The following is a 14,536-nucleotide window of genomic DNA, read 5'->3' as shown; positions in this document are numbered from 1 at the left end:
GCGGTCCCGTCGAGCCTACGTCGGGTCGTCGACCCACCGCCGATGCGGTCGACCCCAGCGACGTACCTCACCGGACTCTCAGCCGCTCGTAACCTGTTACGCCATCGACATCACTGCCCGGGTGCGGTAAGACAGGGTGGGGCGCGCCACATTCGGGGCCGCCCCCGCCGTCGCGCCACCCGAGCGCGGCGCCCACCCACGCCGGACGGGGAGCGGAATGGTGCAGAGCACGCGACGACAGCGACGGCAGCGACGGAGGGCGCCCCTGTTCTCGCCGGTGCTCCGGCCAGCGCTGTGGTCCGCCCTGCTCAGCGCCGTGGCCACGGCCGCGCTCGCCACCCCCGCGTACGCCGAACCGCCGCTGCCCAACGTCGTGCCCGACACCGGTTCCCGCCCCGTCGCCGTCGGCGGGCTCCCGGTGCCCGGCCTGAACAGCCCCGCCATCCCCGGTGCCGGCGCGCCGGTGACGCCGCTCGGCACCGGCCCGCTCGCCGCCGCCATCGCGGCGGCCGAGGCCCAGGTGGGCCTCCTCGGCGACCAACTGCTCGGGCTGCGGCAGACCCGCACCGACGCCGAGGCCCAGCTCGCCGCCGCCGACCGGGACCTGAAGGCGGCCCGCGACGCCCTGGCCCGCGCCCAGGAGGGCGCCGACGCCGCCGCGGCCGGCGCGCTCAAGGCCGCCGCCGCGCTGCCGCCCGGCGAGTTCGCCGAGGACCTGCACGGGCTCAACATGCTCCAGCAGATCACCCGGGGCGAGGAGGCGGAGGGGGCGACGACCGCCGCAGCCGGCGAGCTGACCCGCGCCCGCGCCGCCGAACAGGTCGCCTACCAGGCGTGGCTCGCCGCCGACACCCGGGTGCGTTCGGTCCGAAACCAGTACGCCGCCGTGGAGAAGTCCCTCCACGAGCAGGAGAAGAAGCTGCTCAAGCTGCGCAAGGACAACGCCGCGCAGATCATCGAGCTGGAGCGCCAGCAGGAGGCCCTCGAGCAGCAGCTCGGCGCGGGCTACGTCGACGGGCAGAGCAGCAACGGCCTCACCGCGAGCCCGACCGCGCTGGCCGCCGTCCGCTACGCCCTGGCCCAGCTCGGCGACCCGTACGTCTGGGCCGCCGAGGGCCCGGACGCCTTCGACTGCTCCGGGCTGATGTGGGCCGCCTACCGGTCGGCCGGCTACAACCAGCTGCCCCGGGTCTCCCGCGACCAGTACTACGCGACCCGGGGCCGCACGGTGAGCCGCAGCGCGCTGCTCCCCGGCGACCTGCTGTTCTTCGCCTCCGGCAGCAGCTGGACGACGATCCACCACGTCGCGATGTACATCGGCAACGGCAAGATGGTGCAGTCCCCCACCACGGGCCAGACGGTGAAGATCAGCACGGTGGGTTGGTCCCGGCTCTACGCCGCGACCCGCGTGGTCGGCGCGGTGCCCGCCCCGACGCCCACCCCCACCCCGGCTCCGACCACGCCGAAGCCCACCAGCACCCCCAAGCCGACGAATTCTCCGACGCCGAAGCCGACCACCCCGTCGCCCAAGCCCACGACCCCGTCGCCGAAGCCGACGACGGCGAGCCCGACGCCGACGCCGACTCCGACGCCGAGCCCGTCGGACACCCCGTCCCCGTCGCCCGCGCCAACCACCCAGGCCAGCAGCCTGGCACCGAGCGACAGCGCCGCACCGGACCCCTCGACGAGCACGACGGACTGAGCGCATCCGTCCACTCCGGCTGTGCTGCCGGGCGGGAATGTGGCACCGTGACACCCATACACTTCCGGCCCGACGCCTCGGGCCCGGAGGCGAGCGTGGGCACGGAGGACGACCATGGGCGAGCAAGAGGTTCCGGCGGGAACGACCGACCCCGGATCCCGGCTTGACCCCGGATCCCCACCCGCCCCGGGCGGTGGCCCGGCCGGCTCCACACGCACCCCGGTCGGCACCGCGCCGGCCGACGGGTCGCAGCCCGGGTCGGCCGGCCGGGCGACGGTGCCCGCCGCGACAGCGCGGGCCCGGGTGAGCGTCTCCGGCGTGACCGTCCCGCCCGACAGCTCCGCGTTGCCGGTCGCGGGCAGCAGCGGCACCACGTACCGCGCGGGTGCCCCGGCGCTCGATTCCGTCCCGGGACGGCCTTCGACGCCGCCCGGCGGGACGACCGGGGGCGCCGCCACCGGGCCGACACCGGGTGCCGAAGGCGGCGGCGTCACGCCGGACGCCCGTGCCACACCGGCCGCCGGCGTCGGCGTGGCACCCGCCCCGGGCAGCGCCCGGACCGGCGCTGGCGTGCCGAGCCAGCGGGCCGGCGGCAGCGGGTCCGCCCGGGCCAGCGTCTCGGTGCCCGGCCTGAACCGGGTCTCCGCCGACGAGGCGGCAGGCGCCGGCGGGGCGGGGGCGGCCGGCGCGGCGAAGCCCGGCAGCGCCAAGGTCTACCGGTCGGCCCCGGTGAGCCCCGAGCCGCCCGAGCCCGCCCGGCCCCCGGAGCCGGCCGAGCCTCCGAAGCCGGCCGGGCCGCCCTCGCCACCGGAGCCGGAGCCCGCCCCGGCACCCACGCCCGTTCCGGGGCCGAACCCGCCCACGCCGCCCGTGCCGGGTCCCCCGCCGCCGTCGCCGAACCCGCCGGTCCCCGAGCCGACGCCGCCGGCCCCCGGGCCGTACCCGCCCGCCCCGGTCCCGCCGCCCGGCCCGGCCGTGCCGCCGCCGACGCCTGGGCCCGTGCCTCCGCCCGGACCGGTGCCGCCCGTGCCGGGCCCGCCGATCCCCCCGCCCGGTCCGGCCGTGCCGCCGTCCCCGCCGCCGCCCGGCCCGATGCCGGCACCGCCGTTCCCGCCACCACCACTGACCGCGCCGGCCACCCCGACCTGGCCACCGGCCGGCCCGGCCGGCTCCGCGCCGTCGTCAGCTCCGCCGTCGTCCGGGGCCCCCGCGGGCTGGCCGGCGGGCCACGCCGCACCGCCGTTCCCGACGGAACCGGCGTCGCCGCCCGCCGCGCAGTCCCCTGTCGTGCCGGCCCCGGCGCTCCCGGCCTGGCCGCCGCCGACCAACCCGGCCACCCAGCGCGACGGCACGCCCGCCGCCGGCGGCGTGGCAAGGACGCCGGCACCGGCCGCCCCGGTCTCGGGCGTCCCCGCCTCGGCAGCTCCCGCATCGGGCGTCCCGGCGTCGGGTGCTCCCGCATCGGGGCCGCCGGCCGCAGGTCGGCCGGCGTCCGGCCTGTACGGCGCAGCCCCGACCACCGCCTGGCCGGTGGCGCCCCCGGACGCGCCTACCGCGCCCCCGGGCGGGGCCCCCGGCGGCCGGGCCACCGTCGGCAGCCCCGCCCCTCGCCCGGAGCCGGGGACGGCCGACCTCGCCAGCACCGCGTACGGCACCGACGGGCCGGGCTTCGCCACGGTCGCGCTGCCCACCGGCAACCAACTGGACAATTCCGGCTCGCTGACCGGACACATCCTGGCCCAGGGCTGGACGGACGCCCCGGCCGCGCGATCCAGCACCGCCAAGGTGCTGATCGTCCTGGTGGCGTCGCTCGGGCTGCTCGTCGCGATCGGCGTGCTCGTCGTGCTGCTGGCCGGCGACGCGATGGACGGGCTGGTCGGCGGCCTCCTCAACAGCTGAGCAGGCGGCGGGGCACGCGCGGACAGGTAGACGACCCGGCGGGCGTGGGCGGCCCTGAGCGGACCGCACAGGCCACCGAGCCGGACCGGAGGGCGGCTGAGCGGCCGGGGATGGTGAGCCCGCCCACTACGGTCTCGTGGCACGGTGGCGGGTTTGCCTTGTCGCCGTACACTTGTCGTGATCCTTGACCCGGCGCGCGTGAGGCGCGCCCATGGGCGATCTTGCGGGCGATCCGGCGGCGTTCAGCTGCGGCAGGCCATCGCGAAGATGCGCCCCGCTCGAAAGGCATTTCTTGACCACGTTTGCTGACCCCAGCACGTTCCCGTCCGTCCTCGACACCACGGCCGAGGCGAACGACCCGGCCGACGCCCCCGCCGCCGAGACCGGCTCCGCCGACGTCGCCGGGACCGCCCCCCGCGACACCGTCGACGACGACACGGCGCTCGAAACCGCCGCCGTCGACGACACGGCGCTCGAAACCGCCGCCGCCGACGAACCCGCCGAGGCCGACGCCGACGCCGGCGAACCCGACGCCGAGTCCGACGTCGCCGTGGACTTCGGCGCGCTCGGCCTGCCCGAGTCGCTGGTCCAGGCGCTCGACCGGCTGGGCATCACCACGCCGTTCCCGATCCAGCGGGCCACCGTGCCCGACGCCCTCGCCGGGCGCGACGTCCTCGGTCGGGGCCAGACCGGCTCCGGCAAGACCCTCGCTTTCGGCCTGCCGGTGATCGCCCGGCTCGCCAAGCGCAACCGGGCCCGCCCGCTGCACCCCCGGGCCCTGGTGCTGGTGCCCACCCGGGAGCTGGCCATGCAGGTCAACGACGCGCTCGTGCCGCTCGGCAAGGCGGTCGGGATCTTCCTGAAGACCGCCGTCGGCGGCGTGCCGTACGACCGGCAGATCGACGCGCTCCGGCGGGGCGTGGAGATCATCGTGGCCACCCCCGGCCGGCTGGGCGACCTGATCAACCGGGGCGTCTGCCACCTCGACGACGTCGAGGTGACCGTGCTCGACGAGGCCGACCAGATGGCCGACATGGGCTTCCTGCCGGAGGTCACCGAGCTGCTGGCCAAGACGCCGGCCGGCAGCCAGCGGCTGCTCTTCTCCGCCACCCTGGACGGTGACGTGGACTCGCTGGTCAAGCGGTTCATGACCGACCCGGTCACCCACTCGACGGCCCCGGCTACCGCCGCCGTGTCCACGATGGACCACCACCTGCTGCTGATCCCGCCGCACGACAAGTTCGCCGTGGCGGCGTCCATCGCCGCCCGGTCCGGCCGGACGATGCTCTTCGCCCGCACCCAGCTCGGGGTGGACCGGCTCGTCGAGCAGCTCGCCGCCGTCGGCGTACGGGCCGGTGGGCTGCACGGGGGCAAGACGCAGCGGATGCGCACCAAGACCCTGGCCGAGTTCCGCGAGGGCCGGATGAGTGTGCTGGTCGCCACGGACGTCGCCGCCCGGGGCATCCACGTGGACGGCGTCTCCCTGGTGCTGCACGTGGACCCGCCGAAGGACCCGAAGGACTACCTGCACCGGGCGGGGCGTACCGCCCGGGCCGGCGAGTCGGGTGCGGTGGCCACGCTGGTGCTGCCCAAGCAGCGCCGGACCACCCTCGCCATGTTGCAGAAGGCCGGCGTCGAGCCGGCGGAGACCCGGGTTCGGGCCGGCGACCCGGCCCTGGCCGAGCTGACCGGCGCCCAGGAGCCCAGCGGCGTGCCGGTCCGCGACGAGCCGCCCGCCCCGCGCCGGCACGGCGACCGTCCGGCCGGTCCGCGCCGGTTCGAGGAGCGGGGCGAACGCCGCTACGGCGACCGGGACGGCCGGGGCGAGCGTCGCTACGGCGACCGGCCCACCAGCGACCGACCGACCAGCGACCGGCCGACCAGCGAGCGCCGCTACAGCGACCGGCCGACCAGCGACCGGGGCTACGGCGACCGGCCGACCAGCGAACGCGGCTACGGCGAGCGGCGGCACGGCGATCGGGAACAGCGCGTCGGCGGGGACCGCCGGTTCGGTGACCGCCCGACGGGCGAGCGCCGCCACGACGACCGGGGCGACCGGGGCTTCGGCGAGCGACGGTTCGACGACCGCTCCGGTGGCGACCGCCGCTACGGCGACCGGCCGACCGGCGAGCGGCGCTACGGCGACCGGCCGACCGGCGACCGGCCCACCGGCGAGCGGCGCTTCGGCGACCGCCCGACCAGTGACCGCCCCACGGGCGAGCGGCGCTTCGGCGACCGGACGGCCGGCCCGCGTCGGTTCGACGAGCGCGCCGGTGGGGAACGTCGCTACGGCGACCGGCCCGGCGGCGACCGCCGCCACGACGACCGCCCCACCGGTGACCGCCCCACCGGTGACCGCCCCACGGGCGAGCGCCGCTTCGGCGAGCGGGGCTTCGGCGAGCGGGGCGGGGACCCGCGTACCGGCGACCGGCGGGGCGGCTTCCGCCCCGAGGGACGCGGACGGGACGACCGGCCCCGTGACGATCGGCGCGGCTTCGGCGGGCGACCGCCGGCGCGTACCCACTGATTCTGACGACGACCGGAACGCCGCTGCGGAGCCCACGCTCCGCGGCGGCGTTTCCGCTTGCGCTGCCGGCCGGTCCGGCGTGCCGTAATGTCCGGTTCATGCCGACAATGCCGAAGTCGCTGTTCTGGGCCCGGACGGACACCGCCGGCAGCGAGCACGTGGTGTTCGACGACGGTGCCGGGCTCGGCGCGCAGGGCGTCGTGCTCGCCGTCGACCCGATCCCCTACACCTGCCGGTACCGGCTGACCGTCGGGCCCGACTGGGCGACCAGCCGGCTGGAGGTCGAGGCGGAGGGCGCGGGCTGGCAGCGGAGCGTACGCCTGGAGCCGGCGGGCGACCGGTGGCGGGTGACCGCCGCCGAGCAGGGCGACCTGGACGCGGCGTTGCGGGCGGCCGGGCATCCGGCGGCCGGCCTGCCTGGCCTCGACGATCCGGACCGGCTGGCGGGCGCGGTGGACGTCGACCTGGGCGGTTCGCCGCTGTTCAACACCCTTCCGGTACGCCGGCTCGGGCTGGCCCCGGCCGCGACCACGACCTCGTCTCCGGGCGCGGCGGAGCCGGGGGCGGCGCACCGCATCACCGTGGCGTGGGTGCAGGTGCCCAGCCTGATGGTGCTGCCCGCCGAGCAGGTCTACGCGGCGCTCGGGCCCGGCCGGGTCCGCTTCGCCAGCGAGACGTTCACCACGGAGCTGGACGTCGACCCGGGCGGCTGGGTGCTGCGCTATCCGGGCCTGGCCGAACGCATCGCCCCGCGCTGAGGGCCCACGGCCGCGCGCTCCGTGTTAACAGGGGTCCCCTGTACAACAGAATGCGTTAACAGGGGGCCCTTCCTTGCGCTTTATGCGGGCCAGGCGCCGGTCGCCAGGAAGCGGTCGACGGTGGCCAGGTGCGGGGCGAGGTCGAGGCCCTGCCCGGCCACCCAGTCGTCGGCGTAGTACGTGTCGGCGTACCGGTCCCCCGGGTCGCAGATCAGGGTGACCACCGAGCCGGTGCGGCCCTCCGCGAGCATGCCGGCGATCAGGCCGAACGCGCCCCACAGGTTGGTGCCGGTGGAGCCGCCGACGCGGCGGCCGAGCAGGGCGGAGCCGGCCCGCATGGCGGCCAGGGACGCGGCGTCGGGCACCTGGACCATCCGGTCCACCACGGCGGGCAGGAACGACGCCTCCACGCTGGGCCGGCCGATGCCCTCGATCCGCGAGCCCCGACCGGTGCACACCGACCAGTCGGCGGCCTGCCAGGCGGGGTAGAACGCCGAGTTCTCCGGGTCGACGACGCAGAGCTTGGTGGGCAGTCGCCGGAACCGGGTGTAGCGGCCGATGGTGGCGCTGGTGCCGCCGGTGCCGGCCCCGACGACGATCCAGGCCGGCACCGGGTGCCGCTCCAGCGCGAGCTGGGCGTAGATCGACTCGGCGATGTTGTTGTTGCCCCGCCAGTCGGTGGCCCGCTCGGCGTACGTGAACTGGTCCATGAAGTGCCCGCCGGAGTCCTCGGCGAGCCAACGCGCCTCGACCACCACCTTGGCCGGGTCGTCGACGAGGTGGCAGCGCCCGCCCTGGAACTCGATCTGGGTGATCTTCTCGGGCGAGGTGGACGCCGGCATGACCGCGATGAACGGCAGCCCCAGCATCCGGGCGAAGTACGCCTCGGAGACCGCCGTCGAGCCGGAGGACGCCTCGACGATCGTCGTCCCGGGGCCGATCCAGCCGTTGCAGAGCCCGTACAGGAACAGGGAGCGGGCGAGCCGGTGCTTGAGCGAGCCGGTGGGGTGCACCGACTCGTCCTTGAGATAGAGGTCGATGCCCCACTCGCGGGGCAGCGGGAACGGCAGCAGGTGGGTGTCAGCGGACCGGTTGGCGTCGGCCTCGACCGTGGCGATCGCCTCGGTCACCCAGCGCCGGCTGGCCTCGTCGCACCGGTCGAGATGAGTCATGTTCGGAAACGTAGCAAGCGGATCGGCCCTGGTCGCCGGCCGGTCGGGGCCGGCGAGGCCGCCGGGTGGCCCGGTCAGGTCGCGGGGCGGGCGAGCGGTTGCGGGCGGTTCTCCCACTTGGTGGACAGCGCGATGCCCGTCCGGGTGGAGGCCACCCCGGGGGTACGGTTCAGCCGCACGATCAGCTGCTCCAGCTCGGCGATGGTGCCGACCCGGGCCTTGAGCAGGAACGACTCGACTCCCGCCATGAAGTAACAGGACTCGATCTCGGGCATCCGCCGGAACGCCTCCAGCACGTCGTCGGTGTCGCCGCCGGAGTCCTCGACGATGCCGATGAGCGCGGTCACGCCGAGGCCGATGGCCTCGGGCTCGACCTCGGCCCGGTAGGCCCGCACGACGCCGCTCGACTCCAGCTTGCCGACCCGCTCGTGCACGGCCGGGGCGGAGAGCCCGACCTGGCGGGCCAGCTCGGCGTACGAGAGTCGGGCGTTGCCCTGCAACAGCTCCACGAGGCTCAGGTCGATGGCGTCCACGGACTGTGACCCTAGTCGTTGGGGCGTAACGCCGGTCGCCCGGCATGCGTTGCACATGACAGTAGGTGAGTGTCCGCAGACCTTCGGTCGAGGGAGAGCAGAGACGCCCCAGTTTACTAACTTCCCACTCAGTGCGTTTTTCGCGTTTGGCGGACAGGCCAGGTCGCTGGTGCTGTAATTGCCATACGTCCCTCATGACGGCTCTGGGCTCGCACCGGCCGGGGGCAGTGTGTTCAGCCGGGGGCTTCGTCGACGCGAGGAGGGGGCTGTGGACACTGGAGATCGCCTGCTGACACCGGGTGAGGTCGCCGCACTGTTTCGGGTTGACCCGAAAACTGTGACGCGCTGGGCGGCGGCCGGCCGGATCGGCAGCATCCGGACTCCAGGCGGGCATCGCCGGTTTCGGGAATCCGAGGTGCGGGCCCTGCTTGAGGGGGAGGGCATGCTGGACGAGGCGGACGAGATGGGGAAGGCCCGTAACGTCGGCCCCGCCGCGTCGACCGGCCCTGGCCCGGCCAATGCCGGGATGTACTGAGCAGGTGCGCTGACGGGCACGGGCCGGCCAGTCCGGCCCGCGTCCCGCCACCGGTCCCGGCGTCGGAAGCCCGCAGCGGCAGGGCCGACCACCGGCCCCGGACGTGGTTCAGGAGCGGGTGGCGCCCAGCTCGCCGGACCAGCGGCGGAACAGCGTGTGCGGCACGCCCAGCGCGTCGAGCACCTTCCCGGCCACGAAGTCGACGAGCTGCTGCGCGGAGGCGGACGCCCCGGCACCGTAGAAGCCGGGGCTGGCCGGCAACACCACCGCCCCGGCGTCGTGCAGGGCGATCAGGTGCTCCAGGTGGCTGCGGGTCACCGGTGTCTCCCGGGGCACGACCACCACCGGCCGGCGCTCCTTGAGGTTGACCTCGGCGGCCCGCTGCAACAGGTCCTTCGACAGGCCGATCGCGATGCCGGCGCAGGCCGCCGTGCTGGCCGGCACCACCGCCATTCCGCGTACCCGGTAGGAGCCGCTGCTGGGGCCGGCGGCGAGGTCGCCGGCGGGCCAGTGCCGCACGTCGGCGTCGCCCAGGTCGCGGCCGAGCCAGGCGGCGAGGTCCTCGGCCCAGTGCCCGTCGCGGAAGGCCTGCCCGGTCTCGTCGAGGATGGTCAGCCGGGCGGCCCGGGAGACGACCAGGTCCACCGGTTCGCCGGCGTCGAGCAGCCCCCGGACGACCGCCGCCGCGTACGGCGTGCCCGATGCGCCGGAGACTCCCACCACCCATGGTTCCCGCATGCCCTCCAGCCTGCCTGGTCACGGGGATGGTCCACCGACCGCCCCCACCCCGGGGCAGGGTGGGGGGCATCGCACGGGGTCGACCTGCCATGCTGCCGAAAACGATTCACGTCCCACAGGGGGAATCGGTGATGACCGACGACATCCTCCGGTCGCTGCGCGCCGACTGCCCGATTCCGCCTCGGCTGTCACCGTACGCCGACCGGGTGCAACGCTGGCTCGACGACCGGCTGCCCGGGGTCGGCCTGCCGTTGGACTCCCCCGCCCTGGACCGGTTGTCCCGCGCCCGGTTCGCCCGGTACGCGGGCCGGCTCTACCCGGAGGCCACCGAGCCCGACCTGCGCGCCATCGCGGCCCTGTTCACCTGGTTCTTCCTGGTCGACGACGCCTGCGACCGACCGGACCGGCTGCGCCCCGACCAGATCCTCGCCCTGCGGGAGGGGACGCTCCGGCTGCTGCGCGACGGGCCCCGGGGGCGGCACCCGGGCCTCACGGGCCCACTGCGCCGGCTGCTGGTGCGGGCGTGGCGGGAACCGCGCCGCCGGATGCCGGCGCGCTGGCGGGAGAGGTTCACGGACGCGGTCGGTAACCACCTGCACGGCGCGTGGCTGGAGGCGGTGGAGAAGGCGGCCGGCCGCCCGCCGGACGTCGCCCGGTACGTCGAGCTGCGCCGGGCCACCTCGGCGGCGTACGTGTCGTATCCGCTGATCGAGTTCGTGACGGGCCGGCCGCTGCCCGACGCGGTGTACCACCACCCGCGGCTGCGCGAGATCGGCGATCTCGGCAACGACCTGCTCTCCTGGTACAACGACATCGCCTCGCTGGAGCGGGACCGGGCCACCTCCGGCGGGCACAACCTGGTGCTGGCGCTGGCCGCCGAGCGGGGCGTCGGGGTGGAGGCGGCGCTCGGCCCGGCCGCCGAGCGGTGGCGGGCGGCGATGCGCCGCTTCGTCGAGCTGCGCGCGGGCGTGCCGTCGTTCGGGCCGGCGCTGGACGAGGCGGTCGCCGACCACCTCGACGGGGTCGCCGCCGCCGTCCGGGGCACGATCGACTGGACGCTGGAGAGCGCCCGCTACGGAGGCGGCGATGGCGGTAAGGAGGGGCCCCTTCTTAACGCTTCCGGTAGAGCAGGGGCCCCCTCTTAACAACGCTGGGCAGCGGCGGGAGCGACGCGGGCAGCAACGCCGGGGGCGGCGGCGAGGGCTCGCTCAGGGGCGCAGGCCCAGTCTGGCCACGAGGTCGACCAGCGCGAACACGAACAGCGCGATGCCGACGAACCCGTTCGCCGTGAAGAACGCCCGGTTGACCTTGCTCAGGTCGGTCGGGCTGACCACCAGGTGCTGGTAGCCGAACGCGGCGGCGGTGAGGGCCAGCCCGATCCACCACGGCCAGCCGAACCCGACGAGCGCCCCGAACCAGACGAACAGCGCGAACGTCACCACGTGCGCGACGGTGGAGGCGTGCAGGGCGAACCGCAGCCCGTACCGCGCGGGCACGCTGTGCACGCCGATCTCGCGGTCCACCTCGGCGTCCTGGCAGGCGTAGATCAGGTCGAAGCCGCCGATCCACAGGCCGACGGCCGCGCCGAGCAGAAACGCCGGCCACGAGCCGGCGAAGGTGCCGGTGACGGCGAGCCACGCGCCGACCGGGCCGACCGCCTGGGCGACCGCGAGGATCGCGTGCGGCCAGTTGGTGAACCGCTTGCCGTACGGGTAGACGACCAGCGGGACGACGGCCAGCGGCGCGAGCGCCAGGCAGAGCGGGTTGAGCAGGGCGGCGGCGGCGAGGAACACCACGAGCGCGACGCCCGCGCCGGTCCAGGCCGTCCGCACGCTCACCGCCCCGGTGACCAGTTCCCGGGCGGCGGTACGCGGGTTCCGCGCATCGATCCGCCGGTCGAGGATGCGGTTGGCGGCCATGGCGAACGTCCGCGCCCCGACCATCGCCACGGTGATCAGCAGCAGGTCGAGCCAGCGCACCCGGCCGCCGTCGACCTGCATCGCGGTCAGCGCCGACAGGTACGCGAACGGCAGCGCGAAGACGGAGTGCTCGATCGCGACGAGCTTGAGGAAGGACTTGACGCGGCCCGGCCGCGCGGGCGCAGCGGCGGCGGTGGCCATCAGATCCCGTACTCCTTCCAGCGCTTGTCGACCAGGGAGACGACCTCCGGTGCCATGGTCATCTCCTCGGGCCAGCCCCGGGTGTAGCCCTCGGTGGGCAGCTTGCGGGTGGCGTCGACGCCGACCTTGCCGCCCCAGAACTGCTGGTAGGAGGAGTGGTCGAGGTGGTCGACGGGCCCCTCGGTGAGCAGCAGGTCGCGGGCGTAGTCGACGTTGCCGAACGCCCGGAACGCGACCTCGTGGTAGTCGTGCACGTCGCAGTCCTCGTCGACGATCACGATCAGCTTGGTCAGCGACATCAGGTGCGCGCCCCAGATGGCGTTCATCACCTTCTGGGCGTGCTTCGGGTAGCGCTTGCGGATCGACACGATCGCGCAGTTGTGGAAGACCCCGGCGGCCGGCAGGTCGTAGTCGACGATGTCGGGGATCAGCAGCTTCAGCAGCGGCTGGAAGATCCGCTCGGTGGCCTTGCCGAGGCCGTGGTCCTCCTGCGGCGGCTTCGAGGTGACGATCGAGTGGTAGACGGCGTCGCGCTGCATGGTCATCGTCTCGATGTGCAGCACGGGGAACGGCTCGACCGGGGTGTAGAAGCCGGTGTGGTCGCCGAACGGCCCCTCGGGCAGGCGCTCCCCGGGCTCCAGGTAGCCCTCCAGCACGATCTGGGCGTGCGCGGGGACCTGGAGCGGGACGGTGAGGCAGTCGACCATCTCGACCCGCTCGCCGCGCAGGAACCCGGCGAACAGGTACTCGTCGATGTCGCTGGGCAGCGGCGCGCTGGCCGCGTACGAGACGACCGGGTCGCAGCCGATCGCGACCGCGACGGGCAGGCGCTGGCCGAGCCGCTCAGCGACCGCGTGGTGGGCGGTGGAGTCCTTGTGGATCTGCCAGTGCATGCCGAGGGTGTTGCGGGAGTGCTGCTGGAGCCGGTAGAGGCCGAGGTTGCGCTTGCCGGTCTCGGGGTGCTTGGTGTGGGTGAGCCCGTAGTTGTGGAAGATCCCGCCGTCGCCGGGCCAGACCTGGAGGCCGGGCAGCCGGCCGAGGTCGACGTCGTCGCCGGAGTAGACCACCTGCTGGCAGGGGGCCGTCTTGACCTTGCGCGGCGGCACCGACTTGAGCTGCATGACCTTGCCGAGGCCCTCGCGGATGCCGGACCAGCCGACGGGCAGCTCCGGCTTGATCAACGCGCCGATCCGCGCGCCGATCTCGTCGAGCGAGTCGACGCCCAGCGCCATCGCCATCCGCTTCTCGGTGCCGAACAGGTTGATCGCCACCGGCAGCTCGCCCCGGGTGGGGCGCTCGAACAGCAGCGCGGGGCCACCCTCGCGCACGGTCCGGATGACGATCTCGCTGATCTCCAACGTCGGGTCCACGGGGACGCGGACGCGGCGCAGCTCCCCCGCCCGCTCCAGGGCCGCGAGGAAGTCCTTCAGATCGGTGTACGGAAACCCACGAACCGCCATGCCCCCAGTCTCCCGCACCGTGCTGAGGTGCAAGGAAGGGCCCCTTGTTAACGCTTTCCGTAGAGGAAGGGCCCCCTGTTAACAAGCCCGGTCAGCGGGCGGTGGGCGTCTCCCCAGCCGATCGGCGCTCGTTGGATCGGGTGGCGGTGCGCCGGGTGGTCGGGCCGCCGGGGGTGGGAGAGGGGGCGGCGATGGGCGACGGACGGGTGCCGGCGGGTTTCACCGAGCAGCGGGCCCAGGTCGGCGCGGTGGCGATCAACTACGTCCGGGGCGGCCGGGGGCCGACCCTGGTGCTGCTGCACGGCTACCCGCAGTGCTGGCGGATGTGGCGGGGGCTGCTGCCGGAGCTGGCCGACTCGTACCACGTGATCGCCCCCGACCTGCGCGGCTTCGGCGACAGCGACGCCCCGCCCGACGGGTACGACAAGAAGAGCGTCGCCGCCGACCTGCACGGGCTGCTGACCGGCCTGGGCCTGGCCGGCGACATCCGGCTGGTCGGCCACGACGTCGGCACCATGGTCGCGTACGCCTACGCCGCCGCGCACCCCGGCCAGGTGTCCCGGTTGGTGCTGACCGAGGCGCCGATCCCCGACGAGAGCATCTACGCGTTTCCCGCGTTGACCGCCGCCGGGCCGGCGGTGTGGAACTTCGGCTTCTTCAACCTCACCAACGGCCTGCCGGAGGAGCTGGTCGCCGGCCGGGAGTCACTCTGGGTGGACCGCTTCACCGACTCGATCATGGTGCTCAAGGGCAGCATCGGCGCGGACGACATCGAGGAGTACGCCCGGCATCTGACCGACCCGGCGCACCTGCGGGCCAGCTTCGCCTACTTCCGGGCGTTCGGGCATGACGTCGTGGACAACGCGGCGTACCGGAAGCGACCGCTGCCGATGCCGGTGCTCGCCGTCGGGGCCGCAGCCAGCCTCGGCGGGCAGGTGGCCGACCAGGTGCGCCGGTACGCCCGCAGGGTCGAGGCCCGGGTGGTCGAGGACTGCGGCCACTGGCTCTTCGAGGAGCGCCCGGCCAAGCTGACCGCCCTCCTGCTCCCCTTCCTACACGACTGACCCCACCCCACCCCACCCCACCCCCTGC

Annotated in this window: 12 protein-coding genes; 7 read left to right on the top strand and 5 right to left on the bottom strand. The window is 74.8% G+C overall.

The genetic code is table 11. The annotated features are described in order from the left end of the window. Positions 1-217: 217 nt before the first annotated feature. The 4 genes from LPA42_RS08970 to LPA42_RS08955 all read left to right on the top strand — a co-directional run bounded on the left by LPA42_RS08970 (position 218) and on the right by LPA42_RS08955 (position 6,886). On the top strand, positions 218-1,702 hold the full coding sequence (locus LPA42_RS08970) for a C40 family peptidase (RefSeq protein ID WP_228986479.1): 1,485 nt from the start codon (positions 218-220) through the stop codon (positions 1,700-1,702). Positions 1,703-2,020: 318 nt separating this feature from the next. After that, on the top strand, positions 2,021-3,601 hold the full coding sequence (locus LPA42_RS08965) for a hypothetical protein (RefSeq protein WP_228986478.1): 1,581 nt from the start codon (positions 2,021-2,023) through the stop codon (positions 3,599-3,601). A gap of 292 nt (positions 3,602-3,893) precedes the next feature. Further along, positions 3,894-6,128 (top strand): DEAD/DEAH box helicase, encoded by a 2,235-nt coding sequence (locus tag LPA42_RS08960; protein WP_228986477.1) that lies wholly within the window; start codon positions 3,894-3,896, stop codon positions 6,126-6,128. Positions 6,129-6,226: 98 nt separating this feature from the next. Beyond that, on the top strand, positions 6,227-6,886 hold the full coding sequence (locus tag LPA42_RS08955) for a putative glycolipid-binding domain-containing protein (RefSeq protein ID WP_228986476.1): 660 nt from the start codon (positions 6,227-6,229) through the stop codon (positions 6,884-6,886). Between the two features lie 80 nt (positions 6,887-6,966). Here the strand turns inward: LPA42_RS08955 and LPA42_RS08950 are convergent, their stop codons facing one another. After that, positions 6,967-8,058 (bottom strand): PLP-dependent cysteine synthase family protein, encoded by a 1,092-nt coding sequence (locus LPA42_RS08950; RefSeq protein WP_043961355.1) that lies wholly within the window; start codon positions 8,056-8,058, stop codon positions 6,967-6,969. Positions 8,059-8,132: 74 nt separating this feature from the next. After that, positions 8,133-8,591, bottom strand: coding sequence for an Lrp/AsnC family transcriptional regulator (locus LPA42_RS08945; protein ID WP_043961353.1), 459 nt, complete (start codon positions 8,589-8,591; stop codon positions 8,133-8,135). Positions 8,592-8,859: 268 nt separating this feature from the next. Here LPA42_RS08945 and LPA42_RS08940 point away from each other — a divergent pair, with 268 nt between their 5' ends. Continuing rightward, on the top strand, positions 8,860-9,126 hold the full coding sequence (locus LPA42_RS08940; RefSeq protein WP_043961351.1) for a BldC family transcriptional regulator: 267 nt from the start codon (positions 8,860-8,862) through the stop codon (positions 9,124-9,126). A 108-nt stretch (positions 9,127-9,234) separates the two neighbouring features. Here the strand turns inward: LPA42_RS08940 and LPA42_RS08935 are convergent, their stop codons facing one another. Next, positions 9,235-9,864 carry a UbiX family flavin prenyltransferase gene (locus LPA42_RS08935; RefSeq protein WP_077935627.1) on the bottom strand — a complete coding sequence of 210 codons (630 nt, stop codon included), beginning with the start codon at positions 9,862-9,864 and terminating at the stop codon, positions 9,235-9,237. A 131-nt stretch (positions 9,865-9,995) separates the two neighbouring features. Here LPA42_RS08935 and LPA42_RS08930 point away from each other — a divergent pair, with 131 nt between their 5' ends. After that, positions 9,996-11,009 carry a terpene synthase gene (locus tag LPA42_RS08930; RefSeq protein ID WP_077935626.1) on the top strand — a complete coding sequence of 338 codons (1,014 nt, stop codon included), beginning with the start codon at positions 9,996-9,998 and terminating at the stop codon, positions 11,007-11,009. Positions 11,010-11,072: 63 nt separating this feature from the next. Here the strand turns inward: LPA42_RS08930 and mqnP are convergent, their stop codons facing one another. Together mqnP and LPA42_RS08920 are read right to left on the bottom strand one after the other, a co-directional pair. After that, entirely contained in the window at positions 11,073-11,984 is a 912-nt protein-coding gene (gene mqnP / locus LPA42_RS08925) for a menaquinone biosynthesis prenyltransferase MqnP (RefSeq protein WP_077935625.1), read from the bottom strand. After that, positions 11,984-13,444 carry a menaquinone biosynthesis decarboxylase gene (locus LPA42_RS08920; RefSeq protein ID WP_077935624.1) on the bottom strand — a complete coding sequence of 487 codons (1,461 nt, stop codon included), beginning with the start codon at positions 13,442-13,444 and terminating at the stop codon, positions 11,984-11,986. The genes mqnP and LPA42_RS08920 overlap by 1 nt, the downstream gene beginning before the upstream one ends. A 191-nt stretch (positions 13,445-13,635) precedes the next feature. Between LPA42_RS08920 and LPA42_RS08915 the strand changes: the two genes are divergently transcribed. Continuing rightward, positions 13,636-14,508, top strand: a complete 873-nt coding sequence (locus tag LPA42_RS08915) for an alpha/beta fold hydrolase (protein ID WP_077935623.1) — start codon at positions 13,636-13,638, stop codon at positions 14,506-14,508. Positions 14,509-14,536 lie beyond the last annotated feature (28 nt).

This window comes from Micromonospora sp. DH13, assembly GCF_020873825.1.
Classification (GTDB): domain Bacteria; phylum Actinomycetota; class Actinomycetes; order Mycobacteriales; family Micromonosporaceae; genus Micromonospora; species Micromonospora haikouensis.
Note: the sequence above shows the minus strand (reverse complement) of the source record. Positions and strands in the feature narration are given on the sequence as shown.

Bases quoted from the DNA above. Each gene is read 5' to 3' on its own strand.
- LPA42_RS08970 (WP_228986479.1), top strand. From the start codon at position 218: ATGGTGCAGAGCACGCGACGACAGCGACGGCAGCGACGGAGGGCGCCC.
- LPA42_RS08955 (WP_228986476.1), top strand. From the start codon at position 6,227: ATGCCGACAATGCCGAAGTCGCTGTTCTGGGCCCGGACGGACACCGCC.
- LPA42_RS08950 (WP_043961355.1), bottom strand. From the start codon at position 8,058: ATGACTCATCTCGACCGGTGCGACGAGGCCAGCCGGCGCTGGGTGACC.
- LPA42_RS08935 (WP_077935627.1), bottom strand. From the start codon at position 9,864: ATGCGGGAACCATGGGTGGTGGGAGTCTCCGGCGCATCGGGCACGCCG.
- LPA42_RS08930 (WP_077935626.1), top strand. From the start codon at position 9,996: ATGACCGACGACATCCTCCGGTCGCTGCGCGCCGACTGCCCGATTCCG.
- mqnP (WP_077935625.1), bottom strand. From the start codon at position 11,984: ATGGCCACCGCCGCCGCTGCGCCCGCGCGGCCGGGCCGCGTCAAGTCC.
- LPA42_RS08920 (WP_077935624.1), bottom strand. From the start codon at position 13,444: ATGGCGGTTCGTGGGTTTCCGTACACCGATCTGAAGGACTTCCTCGCG.
- LPA42_RS08915 (WP_077935623.1), top strand. From the start codon at position 13,636: ATGGGCGACGGACGGGTGCCGGCGGGTTTCACCGAGCAGCGGGCCCAG.